This is a genomic window from Gemmatimonadota bacterium, from assembly GCA_016712265.1.
Taxonomy (GTDB): Bacteria; Gemmatimonadota; Gemmatimonadetes; order Gemmatimonadales; family Gemmatimonadaceae; genus RBC101.
This window is the reverse complement of sequence record JADJRJ010000029.1, coordinates 124,389-150,155: the sequence shown is the minus strand read 5'-3', so window position 1 is coordinate 150,155 and position 25,767 is coordinate 124,389. Positions and strand designations below refer to the sequence as shown.

Genomic DNA, 25,767 nt, shown 5'->3' with positions numbered 1-25,767 from the left:
GCCCGTGCCGCTCGTGCTCCCCGTACTGCGCCTTGACAGTTCGGCCGTGCAGCGGAAACGCACGCGCAGCACGCGGTTCGTGTACGAGCCATCCCTCGTTATGCTTCCCGCATGACCCGCGCACCGTGCCTCATCCTCCTTGCCGCAACGGCGGCCTGCAGCCGACAGGACGTCCCTGAAGCGGGGGCGCAGTCCCCGGCGTCGATCTCGACACCGGCCGCCCCCGCCGCGCCCGCGCGAACGCCGAAGCCCGACTCCGTTCGCGCGCTGTACGTGAACGCCTGGGCCGCCGGGTCGCGCACCCGCATGGCTGAGCTGATCCGCATCGCCGACGCCACCGAGGTGAATGCGATGATCATCGACATCAAGGAGTCTGACACGTTCCTCGCACACACGGGGACCAAGGTCGCCTTGGCCCGCGAGATCGGCGCAGACAAGCGCCCGTCGACGACCTGGCTGCCAGCGCTGGTCGACACCCTGCGCGCACACGGCATCTACAGCATCGCTCGCATTGTCGTCTTCAAGGACCGGATGCTCGCGGAGCGGAAGCCGGACCTCGCGATTCGCCACGTGAACGGCGGGTTGTGGAAGGACAACAAGGGCGGCGCCTGGGTGAATCCCTACGATCGGCGGGTGTGGGACTACAACATCGCCATTGCGCGAGAAGCGCTCGACATGGGCTTCTCGGAGCTGCAGTGGGACTATGTGCGGTTCCCCGATGTCACAGACCGGGCACGCGCGACGATGTCGTTCCCGGGCAGCAACGGCGTCTCCCGTGCCGACAACATTCGGGACTTCCTGCTCTACTCCAAGGCACAGGTCAAAGACCTTGGGGTCCCGGTCACCGCGGATGTGTTCGGCCTCGTGACCCATCTTGAGGACGACGTCGGCATCGGGCAGAACTGGGAGCGGGTGATCGCTGCCTCGGATGCCGTGTTACCGATGGTGTATCCGTCCCACTACTACGCCGGCCTGTACGGTTTTCCGCGTCCCGGCCTCAAGCCGTATGAAGTGGTCCGGCTGGCCACCGCCGATGCCGTGGAACGCACGAGATTCCTCGCGGACTCGGCGAAGGTTGCGGTGGGAGAGGTGCGACCCTGGCTCGAGGCCATGAGTATTCGTGGCCTGCGCTATGGGCCTGCGGAATTGCGGGCGCAGATCCAGGGCGCCTACGACGCCGGTGCCACGGGCTGGGCACTCTGGAACCCAGGGAGCCGTTTCACCGAGTTTGTCGACGCCTTCCGCCCGGCGAGTGGCGGGCCGTCACCCGTCGAAGAGCGCGGGTGGAAGCCCCCGACGTGGGACCTCCCGCGTGATCGCCTGAGCCGCCTGACGCAGCGCCGCGACCAGCGTGCCCGGGCCGCCGCCGTCCCAGCGGACTCGACCTCGGCCGGTCGACGGCCTTAGACTTCAACGCACAGCGGGAGTGGCGAAATTGGCAGACGCGCAGGACTTAGGATCCTGTGGGTAACACCGTGCGGGTTCGAGTCCCGCCTTCCGCATAGACTGGTACGCGCCGCCCCACGCGAGCGTCGTGCGTTACTTCCGAAAGGCGTCCTGCAGGATCCGCCCGTCCAGTCGTTCCCTGGGACGGATGCCTAACGCGTGGGCGAGCGTGGCCGCCAGGTCCACCGTGCGCACGAAGCCGTCGTGCCGTCCGGGCGCAAATGCCTCGCCCACGAACAGCAGCGGCACGTGGGAGTCCGCATCGTGCGGCGTTCCATGCGTCGCGACATTGCCCGCGTAGATGCTCCCGGGTCGCAGGGTTACGACGGCGGTCGGCGCGATGTCTGCGGGGAACATGTGCACCCACCGCCGGGCGATGGCATCCGTGAGGGTATCCAGGCGCGCGAGGGCGTCGTAGCGCTCGACTCGCATCACCCCATTCACCTTGCGCGCAGCCACCATGAAACTGTCCGTGAGCAAGCGCGCGGTCAGGCCGCCGGCCAATGCTTCCTTCTCAATGAAGAAGCCGCCGCTCTCGAAGTCGATGGCCGTCGTGTCGCCGCCAAATCGACGGACCAGTGCGCGCGCAGCGACCATCGCCGGCCGCATCACCACCCGTACCCCACCGTGCAATTCCGGAATCCGCTGCACGCCGTGATCGGAGGAGAGGGCAAACACGATGCGAGACGAATCGCGGATCGCATATAGGCTGTCGAGAAAAGCGCCGAGCACCCGATCCAGCCGCACGATATTGTCGTGGATCTCGCGGGACTCGGGCCCATAGGTATGGCCCACGTAGTCGGTCGCGGAGAAGGAGACGGCGAGAAGGTCCACGCCGGGGCCACGCCCGAGATCCAACTCGCGAAAGCCACGCCACGCAAATTGGGCCGTTAACTCGTCCACCATCGGGGAGTAACGGACCGCCACACCGATACTGTCCGGATTTCTTGTGAAGGGGTGCGGATACACAAAGTCGCGTCCCCCCCGCTCCACCGGCACGCTATCCGGCTCGGCGAAGGCGACCCCTGGCGCGAGGTCCCACAACGTGCCCGCGTAGGCACGCGCAGGGTGCGCCTCGTTGAAGGCCGTGGCCCACGCGGGCAAGGCCGCGCGATACCAGGTGCTCGTCGTGAAGATGCCGCTATCGGAGTACCAGTAGACCTCCTGCTTCGCTCGCCCCACCGGGAGAATGGCACTGCGGTCCTTGGCCGACACCGAGAGCGCGCGTGCGCCGGGATGGACCGCCGCGAGCCAGTCAAACAACGTGGTGCCTCTCAGCCGGAACGGGGCCGCCCCTGCCCCCGCGCCGACGAGCAGCGGGAATTGAGGCGTGTTCACCCCGACGATGTTTCGCGTGATACCGGTCGACCGCGGGAAGCGCCCCGTCAGCAGGGTCGCGTGCCCCGGCGCGGTCTCCGTGATCGCGTGATCATGATGGGCGTTCGTGAAGTACGCCCCCCGAGTGAGGAGCCGGGGAAAGCCGCGCGTCAGGTCCCCCTTGAACCGCTCGAGGTAGTCGGGACGGAGCTGGTCCACCGTCAGCATGACGACCAGGGTGGGCTTCTGGCCTTGCACCGGCGGCGTTGCCCCGGACGCGGGAGCACCACCGGGCGCGGACGCACAGGCGCAAGCGAACGTGAGGACCAACCAGGACGACGTGGCCCGCAGGATGTCAGAAAGCCTCATGGCGCGAAGTATCGCTCCCGGGCCCGTCGCCGTCGAGGCAGCACGCGTCACACCACCGTCGCTGGTCAACGACGGGTGCCTACAAACACCGGTCGGTCCCAGGCGTCGACGTGGCACCGCGCAGCGATCCCGGCCTCCGCCAGCCAGCGGAGCCACTCCGCCTCGCGAAAGAAGCCCTCCACGTGACGGTCCACCTCCGCGCGCATCGTTCCGTCGACATCGCGCATGACAAAGGTGTACACGGTCTCGAACTGCGTATCCGATGGGTCAGGATCGAACGACCAGCTGAGGTATCGTGCCGAACGTCCGTCCGGCCCGTCTTCACCCCCGTGCGTGGTGTCCGGTTCGTAGCTCTCACGGGTGCAATCCGGCGCCATGATCACGACCCCGCCAGTCCGACAATGCCTGGCTGCTGCGGCCATCGTGGCCTGCAGGTCACTCGGCGTGGTGTTGTACATGACCGCGTCGTGAATCAAGACGGCGTCGAAGGTCCGCCCCAGATCAACACTCCGCATGTCACCCGGCAGGTGCTCCAGCTCAGGGTTGAGACCCTGGCTCACCGCAAGCATCTCGGGCGCGAGATCGACGAGGGTCATTGAGGCGTGAACCTTCAGGTGTGATGCGAGATTGCCGCCCCCGGAACCGAGCTCGAGGACCTCGGGCTTCCCGCGGCTCCGACCGGGGAGCAGTTCGGCGAACGCCGCCGCCTCCTCTGCGTAGTCGGCGGGCGACGAAAACAGCGGCCACCAGGGGGCCAACGAGGAGTACATGAGCGGCGTGTGCATGTGCGTGCGTGGCGTCAGTTCCCTGAGATGACCCCGTGGAGGGCCTCAAGAGGCATGGTACTCCACGGTCAGCTCTACCCCACGCCTGGTGGCGGGGAGAGCACCGGCGGCGGTACGCGGTCGCCTCTGCCTCACGGAGTCAGCTGCCCGGGACGAGCCCGGGTTTGCTCTCGGAAACCGCACGCGCGCAAGCCGCCGCCCGCGCGACTGATGCTAGGTCGGTGGCGGTGGCGGCGGTGTGGTGCCGTCCTGTCCCCCTCCCCCGATAGCCCCACTGGCTAAAATGACGAGGGCAATGGCACTGCCCATGGCCACTATCGCGGCGACAACGCTGCGACGCTTGTTGCGCACCCGCTCGGACATCTCGGCGACCGTACTGCGCGGTATTCCCACGCGGCTCCCTGACGACGGGAGGATCTGCCCATTGAGGGTACGGCTTTCCTCGAGGGTGATGTAGATCGTGTCGTTCCGAACCGACTCGACCTTCCCCAACACACTGCGCACCTCTGGCCCGAGCTGGCGCGTGAGCTGTTGCGTGCCATCCAGGGTGAGCTGGATCCGGACCTGCGATCCTGCCGCGAGCTGCGCCGGTTGAGCCACCGGCACGTTGCGAAAACACCCGGAGAGAAACGCCCCGAGGGTGAAGGCCCAAAGGGAACGCAGGGCACCGATCCTCCGGTGCCCTGCGCCCTGGTACGACAGGAAACTCATACGACTCCGATCACGAGCAAGCGGCCGAGCGATTGACCGCAGGCTGCGGCGCCTTGGGGTTCTGCAGGCGCTCGTTGTACGAGATCGGGAAGAAGCAGGTCTTGCGGAACGTGGTCTGCACCGGCAGCCAGCGCGGGTCCGGCGTGTTGAACCGGTAATGGTCCATCAGCCGTCGTCCCTGCAGGTACAGGTTGGTCCGACGCGCATGGATGAGCACCGTCTGCGCCGCGGGGGTGCCGGCGTAGGGGGCCAAACCGTTGGCCGAGCGCACCGCGTTGATGCGGGTGGTGAACTCGGCCGTGTTGTTCGCGGCCAGGGCGGCTTCGGCGAGGATGAGGTTCATCTCCACCTCGCTGATGGCCGTCGTCGGGATGAACTGGCTCGACGTCTGACGGCAGCACTCATCGATCGCGCGACCAAGGACGGCATCGGCGATCCCGGTGACCGGATCCACCAGCTTGATGCCGGCAGTTCCGTCCAGCGGACGCGTCCGGGCGGTGTTGGTGTTGATGTATTCATCCCCCGCACGGATCTCCAGGCGCTGGCTGATTTCGAACCCGGTGGCGAAGTACCCACCGTTGTTCTGGGCGGACGCCGTAAAGCGCATCCGATACCCAGCCGGCATGACGGCCAGTGCGGCAAGGGCGTCCGCGGTGGCGCCCGCATCGTTCACGAGGCCGTTGGCCGGGCGCGTACGAGCCGTCCCGAACTTTGCGCGAACCGCCTTCGAGAACTTGGCGCGAGCACGGAGCCCCGTCGAGTTGCGGCGCCACTCGGCGTTGTTCAGCGTCGTGGAGAGGGTCACGCCCTTGTCGAACAGGGAGATCGCCTTGTCGAACATGGTGCCCATGTTCGCTTCGCCGACCGGATCCCCGTTTTCCTGCCGATCAGAGGAGACCACGAAGTCCTCGTAATTTTCTGCAATCAACAAGTAGGCAAGGCCCGCGTAGGTATACGCCCGCGCGAGGTCCACGCGGCTGCGGAGCTTGCTGTCCTTGTCGAGCGCTTCCAGCTGCGTCACCGCGTAGTCACCGAGCCAGCGGGCCTCGGACAGGTACGGATACTGCCCGTCCGTGTATTCGTTGACCGGGTCGTTGATGTCCCCGTTGTCGAGCGTGTTCCAGGCCTCGCGGGAGCCCGCCCAGGTGAGTTCATCCGTGACCGCGCCGATGGTGCCGGCGATCTGGTTCAGCGAACGGCTCACGGTGGCGCCCAGCCCATTGACGATGGGCGTGGCGGCCGCCGGATCCGCCAGGTTTTCCTCAACGACGGCGTTGGGGTTGTTGATGTCCGTGTCGAACATGCCGCAGGCAGCAAGGGTCAACGACGCAACCAGCGTCATGGCCCCGCGCGCGGCGCGGTGCGCCCCGGGAATCCGGGACACACCGTTCGTGTGAGATGTCAGTCGCATGTAGCGTTCACTCCGCGCTTAGAAGTTGAGATTGACGATGAGCGACACGCGGCGCTGCAGCGGGAGGCCGAAGCCATCCGTGCTCACGAGGAAGTTGTCCGTGAGGGCGCCGGTGGAACCACGTCCGTTCTCGTTGGATTCCGGATCGAGGCCCGAGTACTTCGTGGCCAACCACAGGTTACGGCCCGAGAGGGTCACGTTGCCGCCGTTCGCCCCAAACCGGCCCAGGAGGCCCGTCGGGAGGTTGTAGGTCAACGCGATCTCGCGAAGGCGGACAAAGTCGCCGTCCTCGGCCTGGTGGAGACCCGGCTCGAGCAGGCGGCGGTGCTTCGTGATGTACAGGTTCGCCGCCTCGAGACGCTGCTCCGGCGTCGAAGCGGGGTTGTTCATCGTCGCCTCGATTTCATCGAACGCCTTGCGGTTGGAACCGATCGACGCGTGCTGCGAGCCGCGGAAGCCGTCGGTCAGGTTCTGGACCTTGAAGCCGGTGCGGTACTCGAAGAGCGTCTGGAAGCGCCAGGCACGACCGAGGCTCATGGAGCCACCGAACGCACCGGACCAATCCGGGATCACGTCGCCAACGAACTGCTCGAGCGGGTTGCCGTTGCCGTCGTAGTCCGCCAGGAACGGCTTGAGCGCGTTCTGGACCGCGGAGGTCTGCAGGTCACGCGGCTGCGAGAAGTACTGCAACAGTTCGGCGCGGGTCGCGGCAGAACCACGTCCATTGAAGTCAATCGCATACTGGTCGGCCGACAGACACGCGATCGGCTTGCCAGCCTTGTTGTTCTTCGGCGACCCGTTGCACGCGACCGCAAGCCGCGGGGCGTACAACGAACCCAGCGGGTCCCCTTCGCGCATAAAGCCGCGATAGCGGAAGTACCCGACCTTGAGGGCCGGAGCGCCGCCGAGCGACGTCAGCGTCTGCTTGAGGTACGCCGCGTTGGCGAAGAGATCGATCTGCGACTTCGCGGAGCGATACACGTTGCCGCGGAGGTTGACCTCGTAGCCGTTGGCGTCGATCGTGCCGATGTTCGTCAGCTGCGGCTGGCGGAAACCGCCCGACGTGGCGAACTGACGGGAGACCAGGCCATCGTTGACGGTCCGATCCCAGTATGAGAACTCCAGGGCGACTCGGTTATCCAGCATCCCGAGCTCGAACCCACCCTCGATCTCGGTGGCAACTTCCGGCTCGAGGTTCTGGTTACCCAGCTGGCTCGGCGCAAGGCCAGCGCCCAGCTCGGAGACGAGCGGACCAAACGTCGTGAAGCGGTCGAACGCGCCTGGCTGACGCCCCGACTGACCCCATGCCGCGCGCACACGGAAGGTGTTGATCCCGAGCGGCGATCCCCAGCCCGACATGTCCGACGGAATGAACGAGACCGACGCCTTCGGATAGAAGACGCCAGGCGCCTCGGCGCCGAAGGCCGACGAGAAGTCATAACGACCACCGGCGGTCACGAAGACGAGGTCCTTCCAGCCAACCTGCGTCTGGCCGAAGTACCCGCCGTTAATCGTGGTGGCGAACCCTTCACCCGTGGTGATCGCCGTACCACCGGCACCCACGACTTCGATGCCCGGGCCCGGAAAGGATTGGGACGACCCGGAGCGGTTGACGATACGATCGTTGAACACCTGGAGGCCGACGACGTTCTGCGTCGAAAGCCCGAAGATGTCCTTGTTGTACGCGAGCTTCGAGTCGAGGGTCAGGAGGCGACGCTCGCCGTTGAAGGTCGTGCGCGCGCCGTCCACCGTCTGTGACGTGAACAGGTCGACGTTGTAGCCAAACGGCGAGAAGCCGAAGTCGCGCTGCGAGGTGTAGTCGAAGCCGACGGCGGTCGTCCAGTTGGCGCCTTCCGCCAGGCGATAGTCGGCATCCACGACGCCGAGGTAACGCGAGACGGCATTGCTGTTGACCTGGTTCATCGCCTCACGGGCCGTCATGAACGCCTGGTTCCCGAACGGGTTGCCCGCGCCGGAGCACTTACCGGGCGCGACGTAGCTCGAGAGGTTGCAGTTCGCGACTTCCGGACGCGCCATGTACGCCAGCGAGTTCACCCCGTAGATGTTGTTGTTGTTCTCGGGGACCTCGTTCTGCGTGTTGTAGTAGTTGTTGTTGAACCCGAGGCGCAGGTTCGAGAACGGCACCAGCTGAATCTTCCCCGTCGTCGCAATGCGGCGGACGAAGTCCCGCGCCGGGCCGTAGTCGCTGCCGCCGAACGGACCGTCTTCCTGGTACAGGCGGCCGCTGGCGAAGTAGGTCAGTCCGGTCGACCCGCCGTTCACCGACAACGAGCCGGAACCGCCCGTTCCCGTTTCCGTGAAGTAATCCTTGAAAATCGGCACCTCACGGACCTGGAACGGCTGGAGGCCCGGCATGTTCCAGAACGTCGCGAGACGATCGGCATCAGCCTGCGTCTTGGCGTAGAACGAGTTCGGCGCCACGCGATCCACAAAGCTCGAAGTGATCCCCTCCATGTTCAGCTGCCACTTGGGCGCGCCGCTGGAGCCGTTCTTCGTGAAGATCTGGATCACGCCGTTCGACGCTTCGGTGCCATACAGGGTCGCCGCAGCGGCACCCTTCAGCACTTCGATCCGCTCGATCGTGTTCGGGTCGATGTCGTCCAGACGCGACGGCGAACCACCGCCACCCGTCCCGATGCCGAAGCTGCCGCCGTTGTTGATGCGGACGCCGTCGACAAAGACGATCGGCTCGTTCGACTGCGTCAGCGACGCGTTGCCGCGAATGCGGATACGCGCGCCTTCACCAGCCAATCCACCGGCGGTCACCGCGCTCAACCCCGGCTCGCGCGCCGTCAGGAGCGCCGAGACGTCGTTGATCGGGGCGTTCTGGGGGACCGTGATCACCGCGACGGTATTGCCAAGTCGCTTCACCTCGGTCTGCTGGCCGGAACCCGTCACGACGACCTGGTCCAGCTGGATCGCCGACGTGTTGACCGTGAACTCGATGCGCTGCGTCTCACCAGCCGCGACCGTCACCTGCCGCGAGGTGGGAGCGTAGCCGAGGGCGCGGACGCGGACCGTCACCTGGCGTGCCGGGACTCCCGTGATGCGGAAGGCGCCCTGCGCGTTGGTGAGGGCGCCGATCGTCGTCCCCTCGATGCTGACCTGTGCAGACTCAACCGGGCGCCCGGTGGACTGGTCCATGACCCGTCCATCGATGATCCCGGTGGCCTGGGCCCCGACTGCCAGCGGCGCCAAAAGCGCTGCTGCCAAGAACGAGGCGATTCTCCTGCGGACATTACTCACCATGTTTCCTCCGTGTGAGTGGGTGAGACTGCCACTTGCCGGATGCGGCAAATCCCCCGAGATGTCCGCCTCGGGGGGTGGAACTCAAGAGCGCAGCTCTGGAGCGGCGCGCGTAAACCAGAAGGAGATACAATCGAAGCCAGCTCGCGGGGGGATACCCGGACCGCCCTACCCCACCCACCCCGTCGAAGCGGCCCCAAGATGACCCCGACAGGCGCAGACGTCAACCAAATGGTGACGAATCCCCCCGGATTGGCCTTTTTTCTATGAATGGTGGGCCAGGGAGTTGAGGAATCTGCCCCGAATCCACCGGCGTAGTTTCCGGGAACCTCGGGAGGCGCTGAATCGCTCAAGAGGTGCGCCCACCAACCGCGCTGGTCGCTCGCCCCGCCCGTACCATACTTCGCCCTGACGTTCCTACCCTCGGATGCCGATCGCCGACGCGCAACAGTGTGAAAAGCTGACCAGGCGACACGCCCGGACCTTCGCCGTCGCCAGCTACCTCCTCCCCGCGGAAAAGCGGCGGGGGACCTTCGCCCTGTACGCGTTCTGTCGGGTGGCGGACGATATCGTCGACTCCCAGGAGGGGATGGCCGACCGGGGGGCCGCCGGTGCCGCACTCCAACGGATGCGCGCCGAGCTGGAGGCTGCACTCGCGGGCAACGGGCACAACGCCGTCTTTCGAGAGCTGTCGTGGACGGTCCGGACCTTCGGCGTCCCGGATGCCCCGCTCCGCGAACTGCTCGACGGCGTCGCGACCGACCTGACACACGCCCGCTGGGACACGTGGGACGAGCTGCGGAGCTACAGCGAAGGGGTGGCCGGCTGCGTCGGAGAGATGTGCGCGTCGGTCATGGGGATCCAGGGGGCCCGGGAGATTGCGATCCGCCGGGCCCGAGACCTGGGCGTCGCCATGCAGCTCACGAATATCCTCCGAGACATCGGTGAGGACGCGGCCCGCGGCCGCGTCTACCTGCCGGCGGACGAGCTGGCGCAGCATGGCTTCACCGCAGACGATGTCCTGGACGGCTCAGCGCTCCACCGCGCCGGGTGGCGCGCGTTCATGCGTGCCCAGGTGGCCCGAGCCCGCGAATGGTATGGGCGCGCCACGCCCGGCATCCTCCACCTGGCCCCGGATGCCCAGCGCTGCGCCACCGCGTGCGCCGTGGGTTATGAGCGCATTCTCGACGTGATCGAGCGCAATGGATATGACTCGTTCACCCGGCGCGCGCGCCTTGGCTGGGGCGAACGGGCCCTGGTACTCGGGAAGTGCCTGCTGTCCACCCCGCACACCCACGCCGCGTGATGGAACGGACTCGTTTCGACCGATTCGCGACCATGGCCCTGCTGGGCCACCTCGGCCTGATCGCGTTCTCCTCGCTCGCGATGGTCACGGTGCTGAACGGTCCACCGGGTCCGTGGCTCGCCGAAGAGCCTAACGCGACCATCATGCGCCTGGCCTGGAAGTTTTCCGGACCCACGTACGTGGTGCTCGGCGCCCTGGCCGCACTCATGCACGCGACTGGCCGACTCGGCCTGGGGCGCGCCCTCGTCATTTTCACGCTGGGGAGCCTTGTCTCCCTCGGCTCCGAGCTCGCTGGGACGGGCACCGGCTTTCCGTTCGGGGAGTACCAGTACACGCCGCTGCTCGGCTACCGCATCCTGGGACTGGTGCCGTTCCCCATCCCCATCTCGTGGTTCTATATGATCTACGGGTGCCTGGCGATCTGCGGGCGCCTCATGGCAGCGGCGCCCGACAACGCGACGAAATGGCGGTGGGCGGCCGTCGCCGGGTTGATCCTCGTCGCCTGGGACGTCTCGATGGACCCGGCGATGGTGAAGACCACGCACTGGATCTGGGGGAGCGGCCAGCAGTTCCGGGACATGGGCTTCCCTGACTGGCTCGTCGCCTTCTTCTCCCGCGACATCTTCTATGGGATGCCGCTCTCCAACTGGTTCGGGTGGTACCTGACGGGCACCGTCATCGCGCGCCTCATGCTCGCCGTGGTACCGCCTGCGGAGTGGACGGCGCACGTCAGCCCCAGTGCCACCCCCATCTGGATCTACGCCACCAACGGCATCATGCCGGTGGTGCTCTGCCTGCGCGATGGACTCTGGTGGGCCGCCGGCCTCGGAACGATCGCGATGGCCGTTCCGGTGTGGTTGGCCCTCCGGGCACCGCGCACGCAGCCGGCCCCCGCCCTTCGCGTCCATCCGGCATAGTGCCGCTCCCACGCGTGCGCATGACGTTCCCCGGGCAAGCGAGCGATAGCACGCGTCGATCCGGGGCCCCGTGTCGTCCGGACTCATGAAGATCGTCGTTGTTGGCGCCGGCTTTGGCGGCCTCGCCGCAGCTATTCGCCTCCGCGCCCAGGGACATGACGTCACCATCGTCGAGGCGCTGGAGCAACCTGGCGGTCGGGCCAGGGTCTTCCGGCAGGACGGCTACACCTTCGACGCCGGCCCGACCATCATCACGGCCCCCTGGCTGGTGCACGATCTCTTCGCGTTAGGCGGCCGAGCCACGGCCGACTACGTCACGCTCGTCCCCCTCGATCCGTACTACAACGTGCGGTTCGAGGATGGGTCGGTCTTTCGCTACAACGGAAAGCCGGACGACATCATGGCACAGGTGCGCGCGTTCAACCCGGCCGACGTCGCCGGGTATGAACGGTTCTCACGTGCGACCGTCGACATCTTCCGCGCCGGCTTTGGCCTGATCGACACGCCGTTCCTGAAGGTCCGTGACATGCTGCGTGTCGCCCCGGACCTCATCCGCCTCCAGTCCTACCGATCCGTCGCCGGCTTCGTCAACCAGTTCATTCGCGACGAGCGCCTGCGCCAGGTGTTTTCGTTCCACCCCCTGCTCGTCGGGGGGAACCCGTTCCAGACGACGTCGATCTACGCCCTCATTCATCACCTCGAGAAGGAATGGGGGGTGTGGTTCGCGATGGGAGGGACCGGCGCGTTGGTCCGTGGACTTGCGCGCTTGTTCGAGGACATGGGAGGCCTCCTCCGCTGCCATGCGCCGGTGGCGCGAATCGAGGTGGACCCCAGGCAACGGCGCGCTACCGGGGTGCGCCTGGCCTCGGGGGAAGTCGTTCCGGCCGACGCTGTGGTCTCGAACGGCGACGTCGCGAACACCTACCTGCACCTTGTCGACCCTGCGGTGCGGCCGCGGAACACCGACCGACGGATCACGCGGCGGCGTTACTCGATGTCGCTCTTCGTCCTGTACTTCGGCACCAACCGGCGGTACGACGACATCGCCCACCATGAGATCCTGATGGGACCGAGGTACCGTGGGCTGCTCGACGACATCTTCACGAAGAAGCGGCTCGCCGGCGATTTCTCCCTGTACCTGCACCGCCCGTCGGCCACCGACCCTTCACTGGCCCCCCCCGACGGGGACTGCTGGTATGTGCTGTCGCCCGTGCCCCACCTCGGGGGAGACGTCAACTGGGACGTGGAGGGACCACGGTATCGCGACGCGATCGTCCGATACCTCGAAGCGCGGTATCTCCCGGGCCTGTCCCGGCACATCGTCACCGAGCGGATGGTCACACCGCCGTACTTCCGCGACGACCTCCGGAGTCACCTGGGGAGCGCCTTCTCCGTGGAGCCGATCCTGACGCAGTCGGCCTGGTTCCGGCCGCACAACGTCAGCGAGGATATTCCCAACCTTTACTTTGCGGGTGCCGGCACGCACCCCGGTGCCGGACTTCCCGGGGTGCTCTCGTCAGGCAAGATCGTCGCGGACCTTATCGCCCAGGCACACGGTCGGTAGGCACCTACCGCCGCCGCACCATCACACGCACCGGACCGCGCTCGTGGGTCCGGTGCGCGTCCCCTCCCCGCCTCCCTAGAAACGGACCCCGATCTGGAAGCGCGCCGTCGGGTACGCCGTGTTCACGTCGATGAAGTCGCTGCTGGCCCCGATCAACCGCTTGGCGCCCACCCCCAACCCCACGACGACACGCTGCGCCTTCCCCAGGATCCAGTTGTAGTCCACGATCACGGCCATGGTGGGTAGCGTCTCGGTCTCGCGTTCTTCCCGGTTGCTTCCCGGGTTGAATTGGTCTTCGGAAACGCGCGTGATCCCGCCCGCCAGGCCAATCGCGAATCCTTTCGGCCATTCCTCGTTGGGATAGAACCTGATCTTCGCCTCGACGGTGGAGTAACTCCCCTCATCGATCGAGAGGAACGAGCCCTGGATCCCGTAGGAAACCAGCCCAGTGACCATGTGCTCGTACTCCCCGGAGATGTATTCGAACGGAATGCCCAGGGGGTTGATGCTGAGCAGGTTGCGCCGGACGGGATCCTGGGCCAGCGCGCCCTGGGCCGTCAGGGCCAGTAACGCCAGCGCGACCACGGGGGCAAGGATGAGACGGGCACTCACGCGTGTCATGCGTTTCTCGCTAAAGGTGACAGGGCCGGCCACGTTGCCTTGGTCCGGGTCTCCCCGACCGTTAGCTTTCGGCCTCCCGATTGTACTCCACGGACCCGGCGACGAGCCTTCTGGGCATCGCGGCCCCGTTCCCCGAATATGAGTATTACGTACGAAACCAAGAAGGCCGAGGGCGCCGAGCGACTGATTTCAGTGGTCATCCCCACTGATGTCGTGGACAAGGCGCACCAGGACTCCGCGCGCAAACTGGCGGGCAAGGTCTCCATTCCCGGGTTCCGGCCCGGCAAGGCGCCGACCGGCATGGTCCTCAAGCGGTTCGGTGACACCATCAAGGCCGAGGCGCTCGACGCGCTGGTACAACAGGCGTACCGCGAGGTCATGGAGCGGGAGAACCTCAAGGTCGCCGCGCAGCCCCATGTACACGATCTGCGGGCCGAAGATGGACAGCCGGTGACGTTCGAACTTCACCTCGAAGTGCGGCCCGAGCTCACCCTCGCGCGCACTTCCGGCTTCAAGGTCACCCGCACTGAACGGGTCGTCACCGACGAGCAGGTGGCCGAACAGATCGAACAGGTCCGGGAACAGCGCGCCAATTGGGTGCCCCAGGAGGCCAAGCCCCTGGAAGGCGACCTGGTGACCGTGGTCCTCGCCACCGCCGAGGAAGACGGGACCATCCCGGAGGGCAAGGAGTACAAGATCGTCCTCGGTGCCGGTCACGCCATTCCGGGGATCGAGGAGCTGATCACCGAGCTCGCGCCCGGGGGAACCTCGGAACGGGCCGTCCGCTGGCCGGACGACTTCCCGGACGAAGCCCAGCGAGGCAAGGCGAAGATGGTCCGGGTGACCTTGAATGATGTCAAGCGCAAGGCTTTGCCCGACCTGGACGACGCTTTCGCCGCGGAAGTCGGTGATTTTGACTCGATCGGAGCATTTCGGGACGCTGTCCGGAAGGACATGGTCGAGGCGGCAGAACGGGAAGCCGACTCCGATGTCCGGGCGAAGCTGCTGGACGAGCTGATGGCCGCCAATCCGTTCGACGTCCCCGCGGCCTGGGTGAACCAGCTGATCGACGGGTACGCCAACGCGTACCAGATCCCCGAGGGTGAGAAGGAACGTTTTGCCGGGCAGTTCCGCCCCACGGCCGAGCGTCAGGTAAAGCGGGATCTAATCGTGGAGACTCTGGCCGAAACTGAGAAGCTGACAGCCACCGAGGCCGACGTCGACGACAAGGTCACGGAGCTTGCAGTAAAGCGGGGACAGAACCCTGGGCAGGTCTATGCCGCCTTGCAGAAGGCGGGACGGCTCACGGAACTGGAGCGGGGTATTACCGAGGACCGGGTTTTCAAGTGGCTCTTTGAACGCAACACCATCGAGTAGCCCAACATGCCAAGCGTCTACGCACCATACGTCATCGAGCGGTCACCACGCGGGGAACGGACGTACGACGTCTTTTCCCGCCTCCTCATGGACCGCATCGTGTTCCTGGGGACTCCCATCAATGACGATGTCGCGAACATCATCATTGCCCAGCTCCTCTTCCTGGACGCCGACAATCCGGGCCGCGACATCAACATGTACATCAACTCGCCGGGCGGCAGCGTCTCAGCGGGGCTCGCGATCTACGACACGATGCAGTTCCTGCGATCGCCCGTCTCCACGATGTGCATGGGAATGGCCGCGTCGATGGGCGCCTTCCTGCTGGCGGCTGGGACGTCAGGCAAGCGCCTCGCGCTCCCGCATTCGCGCATCATGATCCACCAGCCGCACCAGAGTGGTGGTGGCGGTTCGGCGTCGGACATCGAGATCCAGGCCAAGGAGATCCTCTACCTCAAGGGGAAGATGAACGAGCTCCTGGCCAAGCACACCAAGCGCACCCTGGAGGAGATCGAGCGAGACACCGATCGCGATCGCTGGATGTCTGGCGAGGAAGCGAAGGGGTACGGCCTGGTGGACAGCATCGTGGTCAGCCGTGCGGAAAACCCTGATGCGGCTCGGCCGGTGATGGCCGGGGTCTAGGATGTGATGGGGGCGGTGTGAGCCAAGGCACACACCGCCCCCTCTCGCCATTGCTTGACGCCCCCTGACGCCGTCCTTTAGATAGATGGCGGTGGGCGAACGTCTCCTCTTGGGAGTGCCATGTCGCACGACAAACACCTGCGGTGCTCATTTTGCGGCAAGTCCAAGGACTCGGTGCGGAAGTTCATCTCCGGACCGTCCGTCTACATCTGCAATGAGTGCATTGCGCTCTGCAACGAGATCCTCGCGGAAGATGAAGAGCGCGAGGTTGCCGAGGCAATTACCCAGGTTCCCACGCCACACGAAATCAAGGATGTGCTCGATCAATACGTGATCGGGCAGGAACTGGCCAAGAAGGCGCTCGCCGTCGCGGTGTACAACCACTACAAGCGGATCAACGCTGGCGCCCCGCGCGAGGGAGAAGTCGAACTCGACAAGAGCAACATCCTCCTCATCGGCCCCACGGGGGTCGGCAAGACGCTGCTCGCCCAGACCCTCGCCCGCATCCTCGATGTCCCGTTCACGATCGCCGATGCCACAACCCTGACCGAGGCCGGCTACGTCGGCGAGGACGTCGAAAACATCCTCGTCCGCCTGCTTCAGGCCGGCGACTTCAACGTCGCCGAGTGCGAACGCGGCATCGTCTACATCGACGAAATCGACAAGATCGCCCGCAAGAGCGAAAATCCGAGCATTACGCGCGACGTCTCCGGTGAAGGGGTGCAGCAAGCCCTGCTCAAGATCCTCGAGGGCACGGTCGCCTCGGTCCCGCCGCAGGGTGGCCGCAAGCATCCGCAGCAGGAATACATCCAGATCAACACCAAGGACATCCTGTTCATCTGCGGCGGCGCCTTCGATGGCTTGGAGAAGGTGATCGAGGCGCGGACCGGGCGCCGGCAGATCGGCTTCGGTGGGGAGCCGACCAGCGCGGCAGCCAAGGGCAAGGCCAAAGACGCGGAAAAGACCAATCCATTCGCCGAGGTGGAACCGGACGACCTGCTCCGCTTCGGGCTCATCCCCGAGCTCGTGGGCCGCATGCCGGTGGTGGTCCCTCTGCAAGCGCTCGACGAACTCTCCCTCGTGCGCATCCTGAAGGAGCCCAAGAACGCGCTCACCAAGCAGTATGTGAAGCTGTTCGAGCTGGAGGACGTGAAGATCACCTTCGAGGAGACCGCCCTGCGTGCCATCGCCGAAAAGGCGTTGAAGCGCGGAACCGGCGCGCGCGGACTCCGCGCGATCCTCGAGGAAACGCTGATGGAGATCATGTTCGACCTCCCGAGCCGTGAAGACGTGATCGAAGTCAAGGTCACGGAATCGTGCATCACCAACGGCGCGCCGCCGCTGCTCGAGATCGCTCCGAAACGACAGAAGAAAGAGGCGTAGCGACACGGACGCGAGCCACCAGGGAACGTGACGGCCGACGGGGTGATCCCCCGTCGGCCGATTAGCTTCCGGGAGCGCTCATCACTCCCCTCGTGCCCGATCGACACCTCCCCGACAAGCTCCCTGTCCTGCCGCTGCAGGATGTGGTCGCGTTCCCCCACCTCAGCATGCCGCTGGTCGTGGGGCGGACGGGGTCCCTGGCGGCTGTCCAACAGGCATGGGATGGCGACCGGCTGCTCGTCCTCGCAACGCAGCGGGAGTCCGAAGGGGAGCAGGTAAAACCCGGCGACCTCTACCGGGTGGGGGTTGTCGCCGAACTGCAGCATGCGGCGCGCCTGCCCAACGGAACGATCCGGATTCTGGTCGACGCCCTGGATGTCGTTCGGCTCACCCGGGTCGCCACCGCACGGACGGGCGGACTGCGCGCCGCCTTCGAGCTGCGGTCGCTCACACCCCTCATGTCCACCAGCGAAGATGCGGCTCGCGCCCTCCGGCTGGTGGACACCTTCGAAGAGTACGCGGGGCTGCAGCGACGGATCCCGCCAGAAGTCGTTCAGGTCGCCACGTCAACTAACGATCCGGCGCGCGCCGCATGGATCATCGCAGGGCACCTGGCCATCCGGACGCCGCAGCGGCAACGCCTGCTGGAGTGCGCGTCCCTCGTGGAATTGCAGGATGGCCTCATCGCGCTGATGGAGGCCGAGATCGAGATCCTCGGACTCGACCGCCGCATCGATGATGAGGTGCGCGGGACTATCCACCGCAGCCAGCGGGAGTACTATCTGCAGGAGCAGTTGCGCGTGATCCATCGCGAGTTGGGCCAGGACGATGGCGACGAGCTCGACGACCTGCAGGCACAGCTGGCCGCACGCACCATGCCCGACAGCGCGCGCGCGCGCGCGGAACGGGAGCTGCGGCGCTTGCGCCGCATGCCGGCGGTGTCGCCAGAAGCCACGGTCTCGCGCAACTACCTGGATTGGATCCTCGCCCTGCCCTGGGCGGAGCGGAGTGACGAGATCCTCGACGTCGCACGCGCAAGCACCATCCTTGACGAAGATCACTTCGGCCTGGGCGACGTGAAGGACCGGATCCTCGACCATGTCGCGGTCCTTGCCGGCGGCGGCGGGCGCGAAGGCCAGCTCCTGTGCCTCGTGGGCCCCCCGGGGGTTGGCAAGACGTCGTTGGGCCGGTCGATCGCCCGGGCGATGGGCCGGCGGTTCGTCCGCATGTCGTTAGGCGGTGTCCGGGACGAGGCAGAGATCCGTGGGCACCGGCGCACCTACATCGGATCGCTGCCGGGACGCATCATCCAGGCGATGCGCAAGGTCCAGGTCGTGAACCCCCTGATCCTGCTCGACGAAATCGACAAGCTCGGCCACGACTATCGCGGGGACCCCGCTGCCGCCCTGCTCGAGGTGCTCGACCCCGAACAGAATGCCGCGTTCAACGACCACTACCTGGAACTCGACTACGACTTGTCGCAGGTGTTCTTCCTGACCACGGCGAACACCGTCGCCACGATCCCGGAGCCCCTCCGCGACCGCATGGAGATCGTCCGGCTCCCGGGCTACCTCGACCAGGAGAAATACGCGATCGCGCGCCGGTTCCTGCTGCCGAAGCAGTGTGCGCGCCAGGGCGTTGATCCCGCCACCCTCGCGCTGACCCCGGGGGTGATTCCAGCCATCGTGCGGTCCTACACGCGAGAAGCCGGCGTCCGCGACCTGGAGCGCCAGCTCGCGCGGCTCACGCGCAAGGTCGCCCGCCGGCGCGCCGAAGCGGTGGAGCCGACGCCCACCGACACCATCGACGTGGCCGACCTGCGGCCGATGCTCGGTGTGCCGCCCCACGACCCCGATGACCTCGACCTCGACGACCAGGTGGGCGTCGCCACGGGGCTCGCCTGGACCGGAACTGGCGGTGAAGTGCTCGACATCGAGGTCGCGGCTCTCCCGGGCCGCGGGCGCCTGCACCTGACCGGTGCGCTCGGCGATGTCATGAAGGAATCCGCGGGCGCCGCGCTCAGCTTCACGCGGTCCCGGGCCGAATCGTTAGGCATCGACCCGGGATTCGTGCGGGTCACCGACCTCCACGTCCACATCCCGGCCGGCGCCACCCCCAAGGACGGCCCCTCCGCCGGGATCGCAATCACGACGGCGCTCGTCTCGGCCCTCACGCGGCGCCCCATCCGGGCCGACGTGGCGATGACCGGCGAGGTGACCCTGCGTGGGCGCGTGCTCCCCATCGGGGGCCTCAAGGAGAAAAGCGTGGCCGCCTTGCGCGCGGCGCGTACCACCGTCGTCATTCCCGCCGCCAACGCGCGGGAGCTGGACGAGCTCCCGGACGAGGTCAAGACCGGCCTCACCTTTCGTGCCGTCCGTACCATGGACGAAGTGCTGGAACTGGCGCTCGTTCCCCTCGTCCCGTCCGCCGCCCGTCAGGGCGCCCCCCCGCCATGACCGAACCCGCTCACGTCACCCCGGACCCGCTGGTCATCCGCCGGCTCGACTTCCTCGGCGGGATGGCCGTGGGCGGCAACTGGCGTCCAGCCGAGCGACTCCCGGAAGTGGCCTTTGCAGGGCGATCCAACGTGGGAAAGTCGTCGCTGCTTAACATGTTGATCCGACGGCGCTCCTTTGCCCGCGTCTCCAATACGCCCGGGCGGACGCAGGAAGTGAACTTCTTTGAGGTCAACGGCACCTTTGTCATTGCCGACCTGCCCGGGTACGGATATGCGCGGGTGGCCCGGGAAAAACGCCAAGCCTGGCAGGGATTGATCGACAATTACCTGCGTTCGGCGACGGAACTCCGCGGGGTCGTGGTCCTCCTTGACGCCCGCCGTGAGCCCTCCCCCGACGATCTCGAGATGCTCGAATACCTCGCCGGCCTCGAGATGCCGACTCTCGTCGCCATCACCAAGGTCGACAAGCTTCGGCCGCGCGAGCGCGAGTCACAGCTGGCCATGATCTGCCAGGCCGCCGGGCTGGATCCAACGCAGGTCGTCGCCTGCAGCGCGGTGACGCGCGAAGGCCGCGATGACATCGCGTCCGCCGTCGTTGCCCTCATCCAGACGCCTGCGTGGCGAGCACCAACGCCATGAAGCAAGCGCTTTCCCTTGCCGCAGCGCTCTTCGGTGCGGCATGCCTTCCTTCCGCACCACCCGGGGCCGCGCTCGCCGTTCCCGCGACGGCGGCGGCGGACTCCATCGCGCTGGTGCCGGCCGGGTTCGGATCCCTGAAGCAGGATGACATCGCCGTGCGCGTGGCGCAGTTCGGGCTGCGTGTGCGGGCGATTCCCCTGGATGAATCCGTGATCCGGGTGCTCTCACCGGACTCCTACGCGGCCCTCTCCGATCTTCTCAAGAGCCAGACGGAGCGGCTGACGGAACTGAGCCGGCGCACCGCGCTCCCCAGGCTGAGCGTTTGGTACGTGTCATTCTTCAGTCAGGAGGTCGGCGAAGCGAGGTACAGCCCGCTCGAACTCATCATCACGAACGTCGGCCGCGACTTCCGCCCGGTCGACGTCATCGGACTTTCCCCCGGCTTCGGGTTGCAGCGGGTTCGGCAACGGGAAGTGCAGAGCGCCCTGTACGTCTTTGATGGGCAGCTCGATGTAAACCAGCCACTCGTCATTGCCTACGAGACCGCGCGGGCGACAACCTGGCCGGCCATCCTCCAGCGCATCGAGCGAGAGCGGGCCCTCGTTCGGTCGCGCGCCGGGGCGCGCTCCTAGCGCACGCGCAGCACCGCTTCAGCCGGCCCGGCGTCCCCCGACTTCAACAGGTGGTGGACGTCCATCAGTGCCTGACGGGTACGAGGCCACGTCGCGCGCCCCACGGCATCGGCGAGCTCCATCCACTCGAACGCATCGTGCTCTTCGCCCAACTGCGGAGAGAGCCGCGAGTCTGCGAGAGCCGCAAAAACAACGGCCACCTGGACGGTCTTGCGGCTGGGGACGTAGAACGGGTTGGTCCCAATGGAGTAGAGCCGCTTGAGGGGAAGCCCGGTCTCCTCGGCAAACTCACGCGCGGCAGCGTCCTCCGGACTCTCGCCAGGCTCGATAGAGCCGTGGACGGCTTCCCACGCCCCGGTGCAGCGCACTCCTGCGGCCCGGCGGAGCATAAGGACCTTGAACCCGGCGGCAGGATCCACGACGTGAACGTCCACGACCCCGCAAACGATCCCAGTCATGCTCCCGCCTGGAGCATGGGAGCACGCAACCATGCTCCGGGGGTGTAAGCCGTTGACCTACTTCTTCTTGACGAGTGACTTGAGTTTCGCTGAAAGCGAGGCGGTGCGGACAGGGCGCACGACGAAATCGTTTGCCCCGGCCTCAAAAGCGCGGACTTCCATCGACTCATTCTCGCCATCCGAGAGAAGGACGACCGGAAGGCTCGCGGTCTGCAGCCTGGTCCGCAACCGCTTCAGCACCCCCATCCCATCGAGCTTCGGCAGGGCCAGGTCGACCACCACGACGTCAGCCGCGGTGTGGTCGACCTCCTCAAGGGCCGTGATGCCGTCCGCGGCTTCCACAACCACAAAGTCGACCTTTTCCAGCGCCTCCCGCATGCTCGCGCGTTCGGCCGCGTCGGCTATCGCCAGGAGCGCCCTGGGCAGTGCGGCCGTGGGTGCCGCCGGGAGCATGTCGAGCGCCAGTTCGAAGGCACCGCCCGTCAGGTCGCTTCGTGCTACGGCGGGCTGGACGCCGCTCGGTCGGCGCGAGGCGACCGACTCATGGGTGATGGGCGTCCTGACTCCGGACCGCTCTGGCCTGACCGTGTCCCTCGGGACCGGTACCTCGACCACGCGCAGCAGCTCCTGAAGGTCGGTATTGCCCTCCAGGACGTGCTCAATCCCGGAGTCCCAGAGGCTTGCCATCCCGCCTTGCCGCGCTGCCTCCACGATCCGCTCGGCCGTCTCTCCGGACGAAATCCGGCGTTCCACGTCGGCCGTGACGACCAGGACCTCCATCAGCGCAAGGCGCCCCCGATAGCCTGTTCCCCCGCACTCGGCGCATCCCCTCGCCGCAAACGTGAGGGCGCCGGTGGGGATCCAGCGGCTGAACCGCACTGGCACGTCCTCGCTCACCGGTTCTCGGCAGGAGAGGCAGAGTCGGCGCACGAGGCGCTGAGCGACGACGCCCTTGAGCGCCGCACCGATCTTGTAGCTCTCGATTCCGATGTCCAGCAGACGGGCAACGGAGCTGGCCGCGTCTATGGTGTGAAGGGTCGAGAGCACCAAGTGGCCCGTGAGCGAGGCCTGAATCGCAATCCCTGCGGTTTCGCGGTCCCGAATCTCGCCGACCAGCACCACGTCCGGGTCCTGGCGCAGGATCGAACGGAGCGCCGCGGCAAAACTCAGCCCAGCCTTTTCGTTCACCTGCACCTGCACGATCCCGTTCAGCTTGTACTCCACCGGGTCTTCAACCGTGACGATGTTCACCCCGCGTTCCTGGATCGTGCGAAGTGCGGAGTAGAGGGTCGTCGTCTTTCCCGAGCCGGTCGGGCCGGTGACGAGGATGATCCCTTCGCGCAGGTTGATGAGCTGGTTGACGCGATCGAGGTCAGTCGGCCGGATGCCGAGCGCCTGCAAGTCGAGCACCGTGGCGTTGGAGTCCAGGATGCGGATGACGACCTTTTCGCCTGTTGACGCCGGCAGGGTGGACACCCGGAGGTCAATACGTCGGCCGTCGATGGCGACGCGCGCTCGTCCATCCTGCGGCCGCAATCGATCGGCGATGTCCAGCCCCGACATGATCTTGATCCGGGAGACGAGCGGAATGCCGGCCGCGCGCGGAATCTTCATCGCGGGGCGGAGCACCCCGTCGATTCGATAGGTGACCTGGACCCCGCTTTCCTGGGCCTCCAGGTGAATATCACTCGCGCGGAGCCCGATCCCCTCCGCAATGATGTGGTCGACGAGGCGGATGATCGGTCGCGCGGACGCCTTCTCCGCGCCCAGCTCAAAGCTGCTCTCGTCCGCGATGTCATCGACAATGGTTTCCAGCGCATCGCCCGTCATGCTGGCGTCGAGGATGGCATCGATGGTCTCTTCCGGGCGATAGAGCGCGTCCAGCTGCGCGGCGATCTCCGTGGGCGACGCCAGGAGGAAGCGAACCGGCTTGCCTGTGGCGAAGCCCAGCGCCCGCTCGCAGTCGAAGTCGTTCGGGTTGGCGATCGCCACTTCCAGGGCGGCGTCACTGAGCGACAGCGGTACCACCTGGTACTTGCGAGCCAGTGCTTCACTCACCGCCGACCGGGCCGCAGCACTCGATGTCGCGAGATCGGCGAGTCCCATCCGGAAGCGTGCCGACAATTCCGACAGGATGGACGCATCGGTGGTGTAGCCCGCCGTGACCGCGGCACTCCAGTACGACTCGTCTCCAGCGCGCACAAGCTCCAGCTGCGAAGCATCCATCAGCTTCGCGAGTGTCGGTATCAGCCACTCGTCGCGCGTTGTTGTGACGGCCATGGATGTCCGGAAGAAACCGGTGTAAGCCAACGCGCCGCGTTTTTTTTGCGCGCGGCCACTGCCCCACTGGGATTATCGACCGGTCGCGGCCTACCGTGAGTGGCCGAATTTCACAGAATGGGCCAGAAATCCCGGCTAAGATCCACGGCAAAGCGCCAGCGACCGTCCCGGAGCCCGCGGGCGATGTCCACTCGGACCATTTGCAGAAATGGCTCGATCCCGAGGCCAACCAGGGGATACCCCGTCCAACTGTCCGCGGCGTGCACGGTGACCATGCCGGCATAGGGTGCCCACGTCGCGGTCGCCGGAATGCGCCCCCAGCGGCCCAGGGGAATCGGGACAAATGGACCGATCCGGCGAAGCTCCAGACGAGCCTGCCCGAGTCCGGTCGCCCGGAACTGGTGATAGCCGTATCCGGGAGCCGTCACCGGGCCACCGGCGTATAACAACTCCTGTGCGGGCGCAGAGTCAGCGGCAAAGACGCCACCCCCGGCGACCCGTAAGCGAACGTCTGCCAGCGGGGTGGACCGCGTGGCCTCAACGCTGGCCCAGAGCCGTGCGGATGACCGAACAAGGCCGTCTGATCGCTCGCGTCGAGCGAGGCGTGCCTCGCCCCGAATGCGGAGGTCGGCGAAGCTGCCCATCGGCGCGCCTGGACGCTCCACGCGCACGCCAAGTCGCGACCCACTTCCCTCGAGCACCTCAAGGGTCGGCCGGTAGGCTCCCCGGGCAGGTGACGCATGGACATCGAGGCTCTCGTGATCGTCGATCGCCCCCTCGATGGCCCACCGCCATCGTTCCATCGCCCGTCCGCTGACCGTGAGCGTGGCGCCGGTGGCCCGATACGGCTGTGTGAGGTCTGCCCCCCACTCCTGCGCTGCAATTGAGTTTCGGACGCGGGAGACCTCCGCCTCGTCTCCCGCATCTCGAAAATCGCGGCCAACCGCCAGCTGGATCGCGAGTCCATCGGCTCGCTGCCACCCCAGGGTGACAACGCCCTTTACCGCACGATCGGCCGTGCCGAAGCGCGCGCGGACACCAAGGTCGAGTCCGTGTCCGAGCTGGCGTCGGGCGCCGCCACCCACGGCGATCCCCTCCACCCGATTCACCTGCAGCAGGTCCGATATACCGCGGGCCGAAGGAAGGGTCTGGCGCGTCCGCGCCAGCGCCTGCGCCCGGACCAGGCGCCGCGCTTCCTCCTGGACCTGGCGCACCTCCTCGCCCGTGGCGAGGGCAATGTCGGAGGGCAGGGAGTCGACGATGCGAGTTGCCGGAAACCGGAACGCCGCCCGCCGGGCCGGCGGTGCCAGGGTGATTTCCGGGCCAGGAGCCAGGGCCTCCGTCCCGCCGGCATTCACGGTGTAGTCCCGGATCTCCCACCGACCCCGGATGATCCCCTTCACGGGAAAGTCCATCCAGCTCCCGCTCCGCCGGATCTCGATCTCCTGCCGGCGGGGCAACCAATACCGCCCCTCAATAAGCGAGTTTTCGAGGATGATCGACACATCCTCCAACAGTTTGTCCTTGAGGGCCGCGCGCGTGAAGGAAAACGCCATACGCACGACCTGGGCGTCGTCCCGGGCGAGGTACACGGCCCCCACGGCGGCGGCATCCCGATCGTCACGCGGGCGCACCTTCACCTCATACACGTCGAGCGCACCCCGGCCCGGCAGCTCGAACCGCAGGGAGTCGGCGATCTGGAATTCGTAGGTCGCGAGCCCCGAGGGTGAGAGGGGATGGGGGACATCGCGCACCTCGTCGCCGTCACCCAGCCGAATGATGTCCGGAAAGTTGTTCTGGATGATGCCGAGGTGATCGCGGTGGTACTGGATGTCCGTAGGGAGGACGAGCGTGTCCCGCCGGCCCACAATCCACTGCTTGGAGAGATTGGGCGCGCGCCAGTACACCTCGAGCGCAAGTTCGTCGGCCCGGACCACCTTGGGCGGGAGCAGGAACCCCTCGCCCAGCTGCGCCAGAAAGGTCAGGTATCCATGGGCCGTGGCCCGCGTGTCGACCAGGGTCGAGTCCGCCAGCTGGGACAGCCGGCGCGTGGTCGCACGTTCCACCAGTGCGCGCGTACGGGGGTCGTTCCACGCCTGGCCCTCGGCGCGGCGTTCGGCCGCGGCCACGAGCAAGAGGGCCAGGAGCGCGCGGTGCCACATGGCGGGCAAAGCTAACATATTCCCC

General features: G+C 66.5%; 19 protein-coding genes and 1 tRNA gene. 11 read left to right on the top strand and 9 right to left on the bottom strand.

Features of this window, described 5'->3' with window-relative positions:
* Positions 1–111: 111 nt before the first annotated feature.
* Positions 112–1,407, top strand: a complete 1,296-nt coding sequence (locus tag IPK85_14490) for a putative glycoside hydrolase (protein ID MBK8248598.1) — start codon at positions 112–114, stop codon at positions 1,405–1,407.
* A 13-nt stretch (positions 1,408–1,420) separates the two neighbouring features.
* A tRNA-Leu gene (locus IPK85_14485) sits at positions 1,421–1,502 on the top strand.
* Positions 1,503–1,539: 37 nt separating this feature from the next.
* On the opposite strand, the gene IPK85_14480 is transcribed toward IPK85_14485, so the two are convergent.
* From IPK85_14480 to IPK85_14460, 5 genes are all read right to left on the bottom strand, one after another.
* The gene (locus IPK85_14480) at positions 1,540–3,132 is read right to left on the bottom strand and encodes an alkaline phosphatase family protein (protein MBK8248597.1); all 1,593 of its coding nucleotides are present in this window, start codon (positions 3,130–3,132) and stop codon (positions 1,540–1,542) included.
* A 65-nt stretch (positions 3,133–3,197) separates the two neighbouring features.
* Complete coding sequence (locus IPK85_14475; protein MBK8248596.1) at positions 3,198–3,917, bottom strand: class I SAM-dependent methyltransferase; 720 nt, start codon at positions 3,915–3,917, stop codon at positions 3,198–3,200.
* 213 nt (positions 3,918–4,130) lie between these two features.
* A complete protein-coding gene (locus IPK85_14470; GenBank protein ID MBK8248595.1) occupies positions 4,131–4,628 on the bottom strand; it encodes a hypothetical protein in 498 nt (165 codons plus the stop codon).
* Positions 4,629–4,638: 10 nt separating this feature from the next.
* On the bottom strand, positions 4,639–6,039 hold the full coding sequence (locus tag IPK85_14465) for a hypothetical protein (protein ID MBK8248594.1): 1,401 nt from the start codon (positions 6,037–6,039) through the stop codon (positions 4,639–4,641).
* A gap of 18 nt (positions 6,040–6,057) precedes the next feature.
* Positions 6,058–9,273: a SusC/RagA family TonB-linked outer membrane protein gene (locus IPK85_14460; protein ID MBK8248593.1), complete on the bottom strand. Its 3,216-nt coding sequence runs from the start codon at positions 9,271–9,273 to the stop codon at positions 6,058–6,060.
* 460 nt (positions 9,274–9,733) lie between these two features.
* On the opposite strand from IPK85_14460, the gene IPK85_14455 reads away from it, so the two are divergent.
* From IPK85_14455 to IPK85_14445, 3 genes are all read left to right on the top strand, one after another.
* Positions 9,734–10,612: a phytoene/squalene synthase family protein gene (locus IPK85_14455; GenBank protein MBK8248592.1), complete on the top strand. Its 879-nt coding sequence runs from the start codon at positions 9,734–9,736 to the stop codon at positions 10,610–10,612.
* On the top strand, positions 10,612–11,529 hold the full coding sequence (locus IPK85_14450; protein ID MBK8248591.1) for a carotenoid biosynthesis protein: 918 nt from the start codon (positions 10,612–10,614) through the stop codon (positions 11,527–11,529). Before IPK85_14455 ends, IPK85_14450 begins: the two co-directional genes overlap by 1 nt.
* 85 nt (positions 11,530–11,614) lie before the next feature.
* The gene (locus IPK85_14445) at positions 11,615–13,093 is read left to right on the top strand and encodes a phytoene desaturase (GenBank protein ID MBK8248590.1); all 1,479 of its coding nucleotides are present in this window, start codon (positions 11,615–11,617) and stop codon (positions 13,091–13,093) included.
* A 75-nt stretch (positions 13,094–13,168) separates the two neighbouring features.
* Here the strand turns inward: IPK85_14445 and IPK85_14440 are convergent, their stop codons facing one another.
* Positions 13,169–13,714 (bottom strand): hypothetical protein, encoded by a 546-nt coding sequence (locus IPK85_14440; protein MBK8248589.1) that lies wholly within the window; start codon positions 13,712–13,714, stop codon positions 13,169–13,171.
* 138 nt (positions 13,715–13,852) lie between these two features.
* Between IPK85_14440 and tig the strand changes: the two genes are divergently transcribed.
* The 6 genes from tig (at position 13,853) to IPK85_14410 (ending at position 20,842) form a co-directional block, all read left to right on the top strand.
* On the top strand, positions 13,853–15,091 hold the full coding sequence (gene tig / locus IPK85_14435) for a trigger factor (GenBank protein MBK8248588.1): 1,239 nt from the start codon (positions 13,853–13,855) through the stop codon (positions 15,089–15,091).
* Between the two features lie 6 nt (positions 15,092–15,097).
* Positions 15,098–15,730 carry an ATP-dependent Clp protease proteolytic subunit gene (locus tag IPK85_14430; protein MBK8248587.1) on the top strand — a complete coding sequence of 211 codons (633 nt, stop codon included), beginning with the start codon at positions 15,098–15,100 and terminating at the stop codon, positions 15,728–15,730.
* Positions 15,731–15,850: 120 nt separating this feature from the next.
* Entirely contained in the window at positions 15,851–17,113 is a 1,263-nt protein-coding gene (gene clpX, locus IPK85_14425) for an ATP-dependent Clp protease ATP-binding subunit ClpX (protein MBK8248586.1), read from the top strand.
* 92 nt (positions 17,114–17,205) lie between these two features.
* The gene (gene lon, locus IPK85_14420) at positions 17,206–19,569 is read left to right on the top strand and encodes an endopeptidase La (GenBank protein MBK8248585.1); all 2,364 of its coding nucleotides are present in this window, start codon (positions 17,206–17,208) and stop codon (positions 19,567–19,569) included.
* 62 nt (positions 19,570–19,631) lie between these two features.
* Complete coding sequence (locus IPK85_14415; GenBank protein MBK8248584.1) at positions 19,632–20,210, top strand: YihA family ribosome biogenesis GTP-binding protein; 579 nt, start codon at positions 19,632–19,634, stop codon at positions 20,208–20,210.
* Positions 20,207–20,842, top strand: a complete 636-nt coding sequence (locus tag IPK85_14410; GenBank protein ID MBK8248583.1) for a hypothetical protein — start codon at positions 20,207–20,209, stop codon at positions 20,840–20,842. The genes IPK85_14415 and IPK85_14410 overlap by 4 nt, the downstream gene beginning before the upstream one ends.
* Here the strand turns inward: IPK85_14410 and IPK85_14405 are convergent.
* The 3 genes from IPK85_14405 to IPK85_14395 all read right to left on the bottom strand — a co-directional run bounded on the left by IPK85_14405 (position 20,839) and on the right by IPK85_14395 (position 25,760).
* Complete coding sequence (locus IPK85_14405; GenBank protein MBK8248582.1) at positions 20,839–21,300, bottom strand: NUDIX domain-containing protein; 462 nt, start codon at positions 21,298–21,300, stop codon at positions 20,839–20,841. The two genes, IPK85_14410 and IPK85_14405, sit on opposite strands and share 4 nt — an antisense overlap.
* Before the next feature lie 57 nt (positions 21,301–21,357).
* Positions 21,358–23,580, bottom strand: coding sequence for a type II/IV secretion system protein (locus IPK85_14400; protein ID MBK8248581.1), 2,223 nt, complete (start codon positions 23,578–23,580; stop codon positions 21,358–21,360).
* 110 nt (positions 23,581–23,690) lie between these two features.
* On the bottom strand, positions 23,691–25,760 hold the full coding sequence (locus IPK85_14395) for a hypothetical protein (protein MBK8248580.1): 2,070 nt from the start codon (positions 25,758–25,760) through the stop codon (positions 23,691–23,693).
* Between the last annotated feature and the right edge of the window lie 7 nt (positions 25,761–25,767).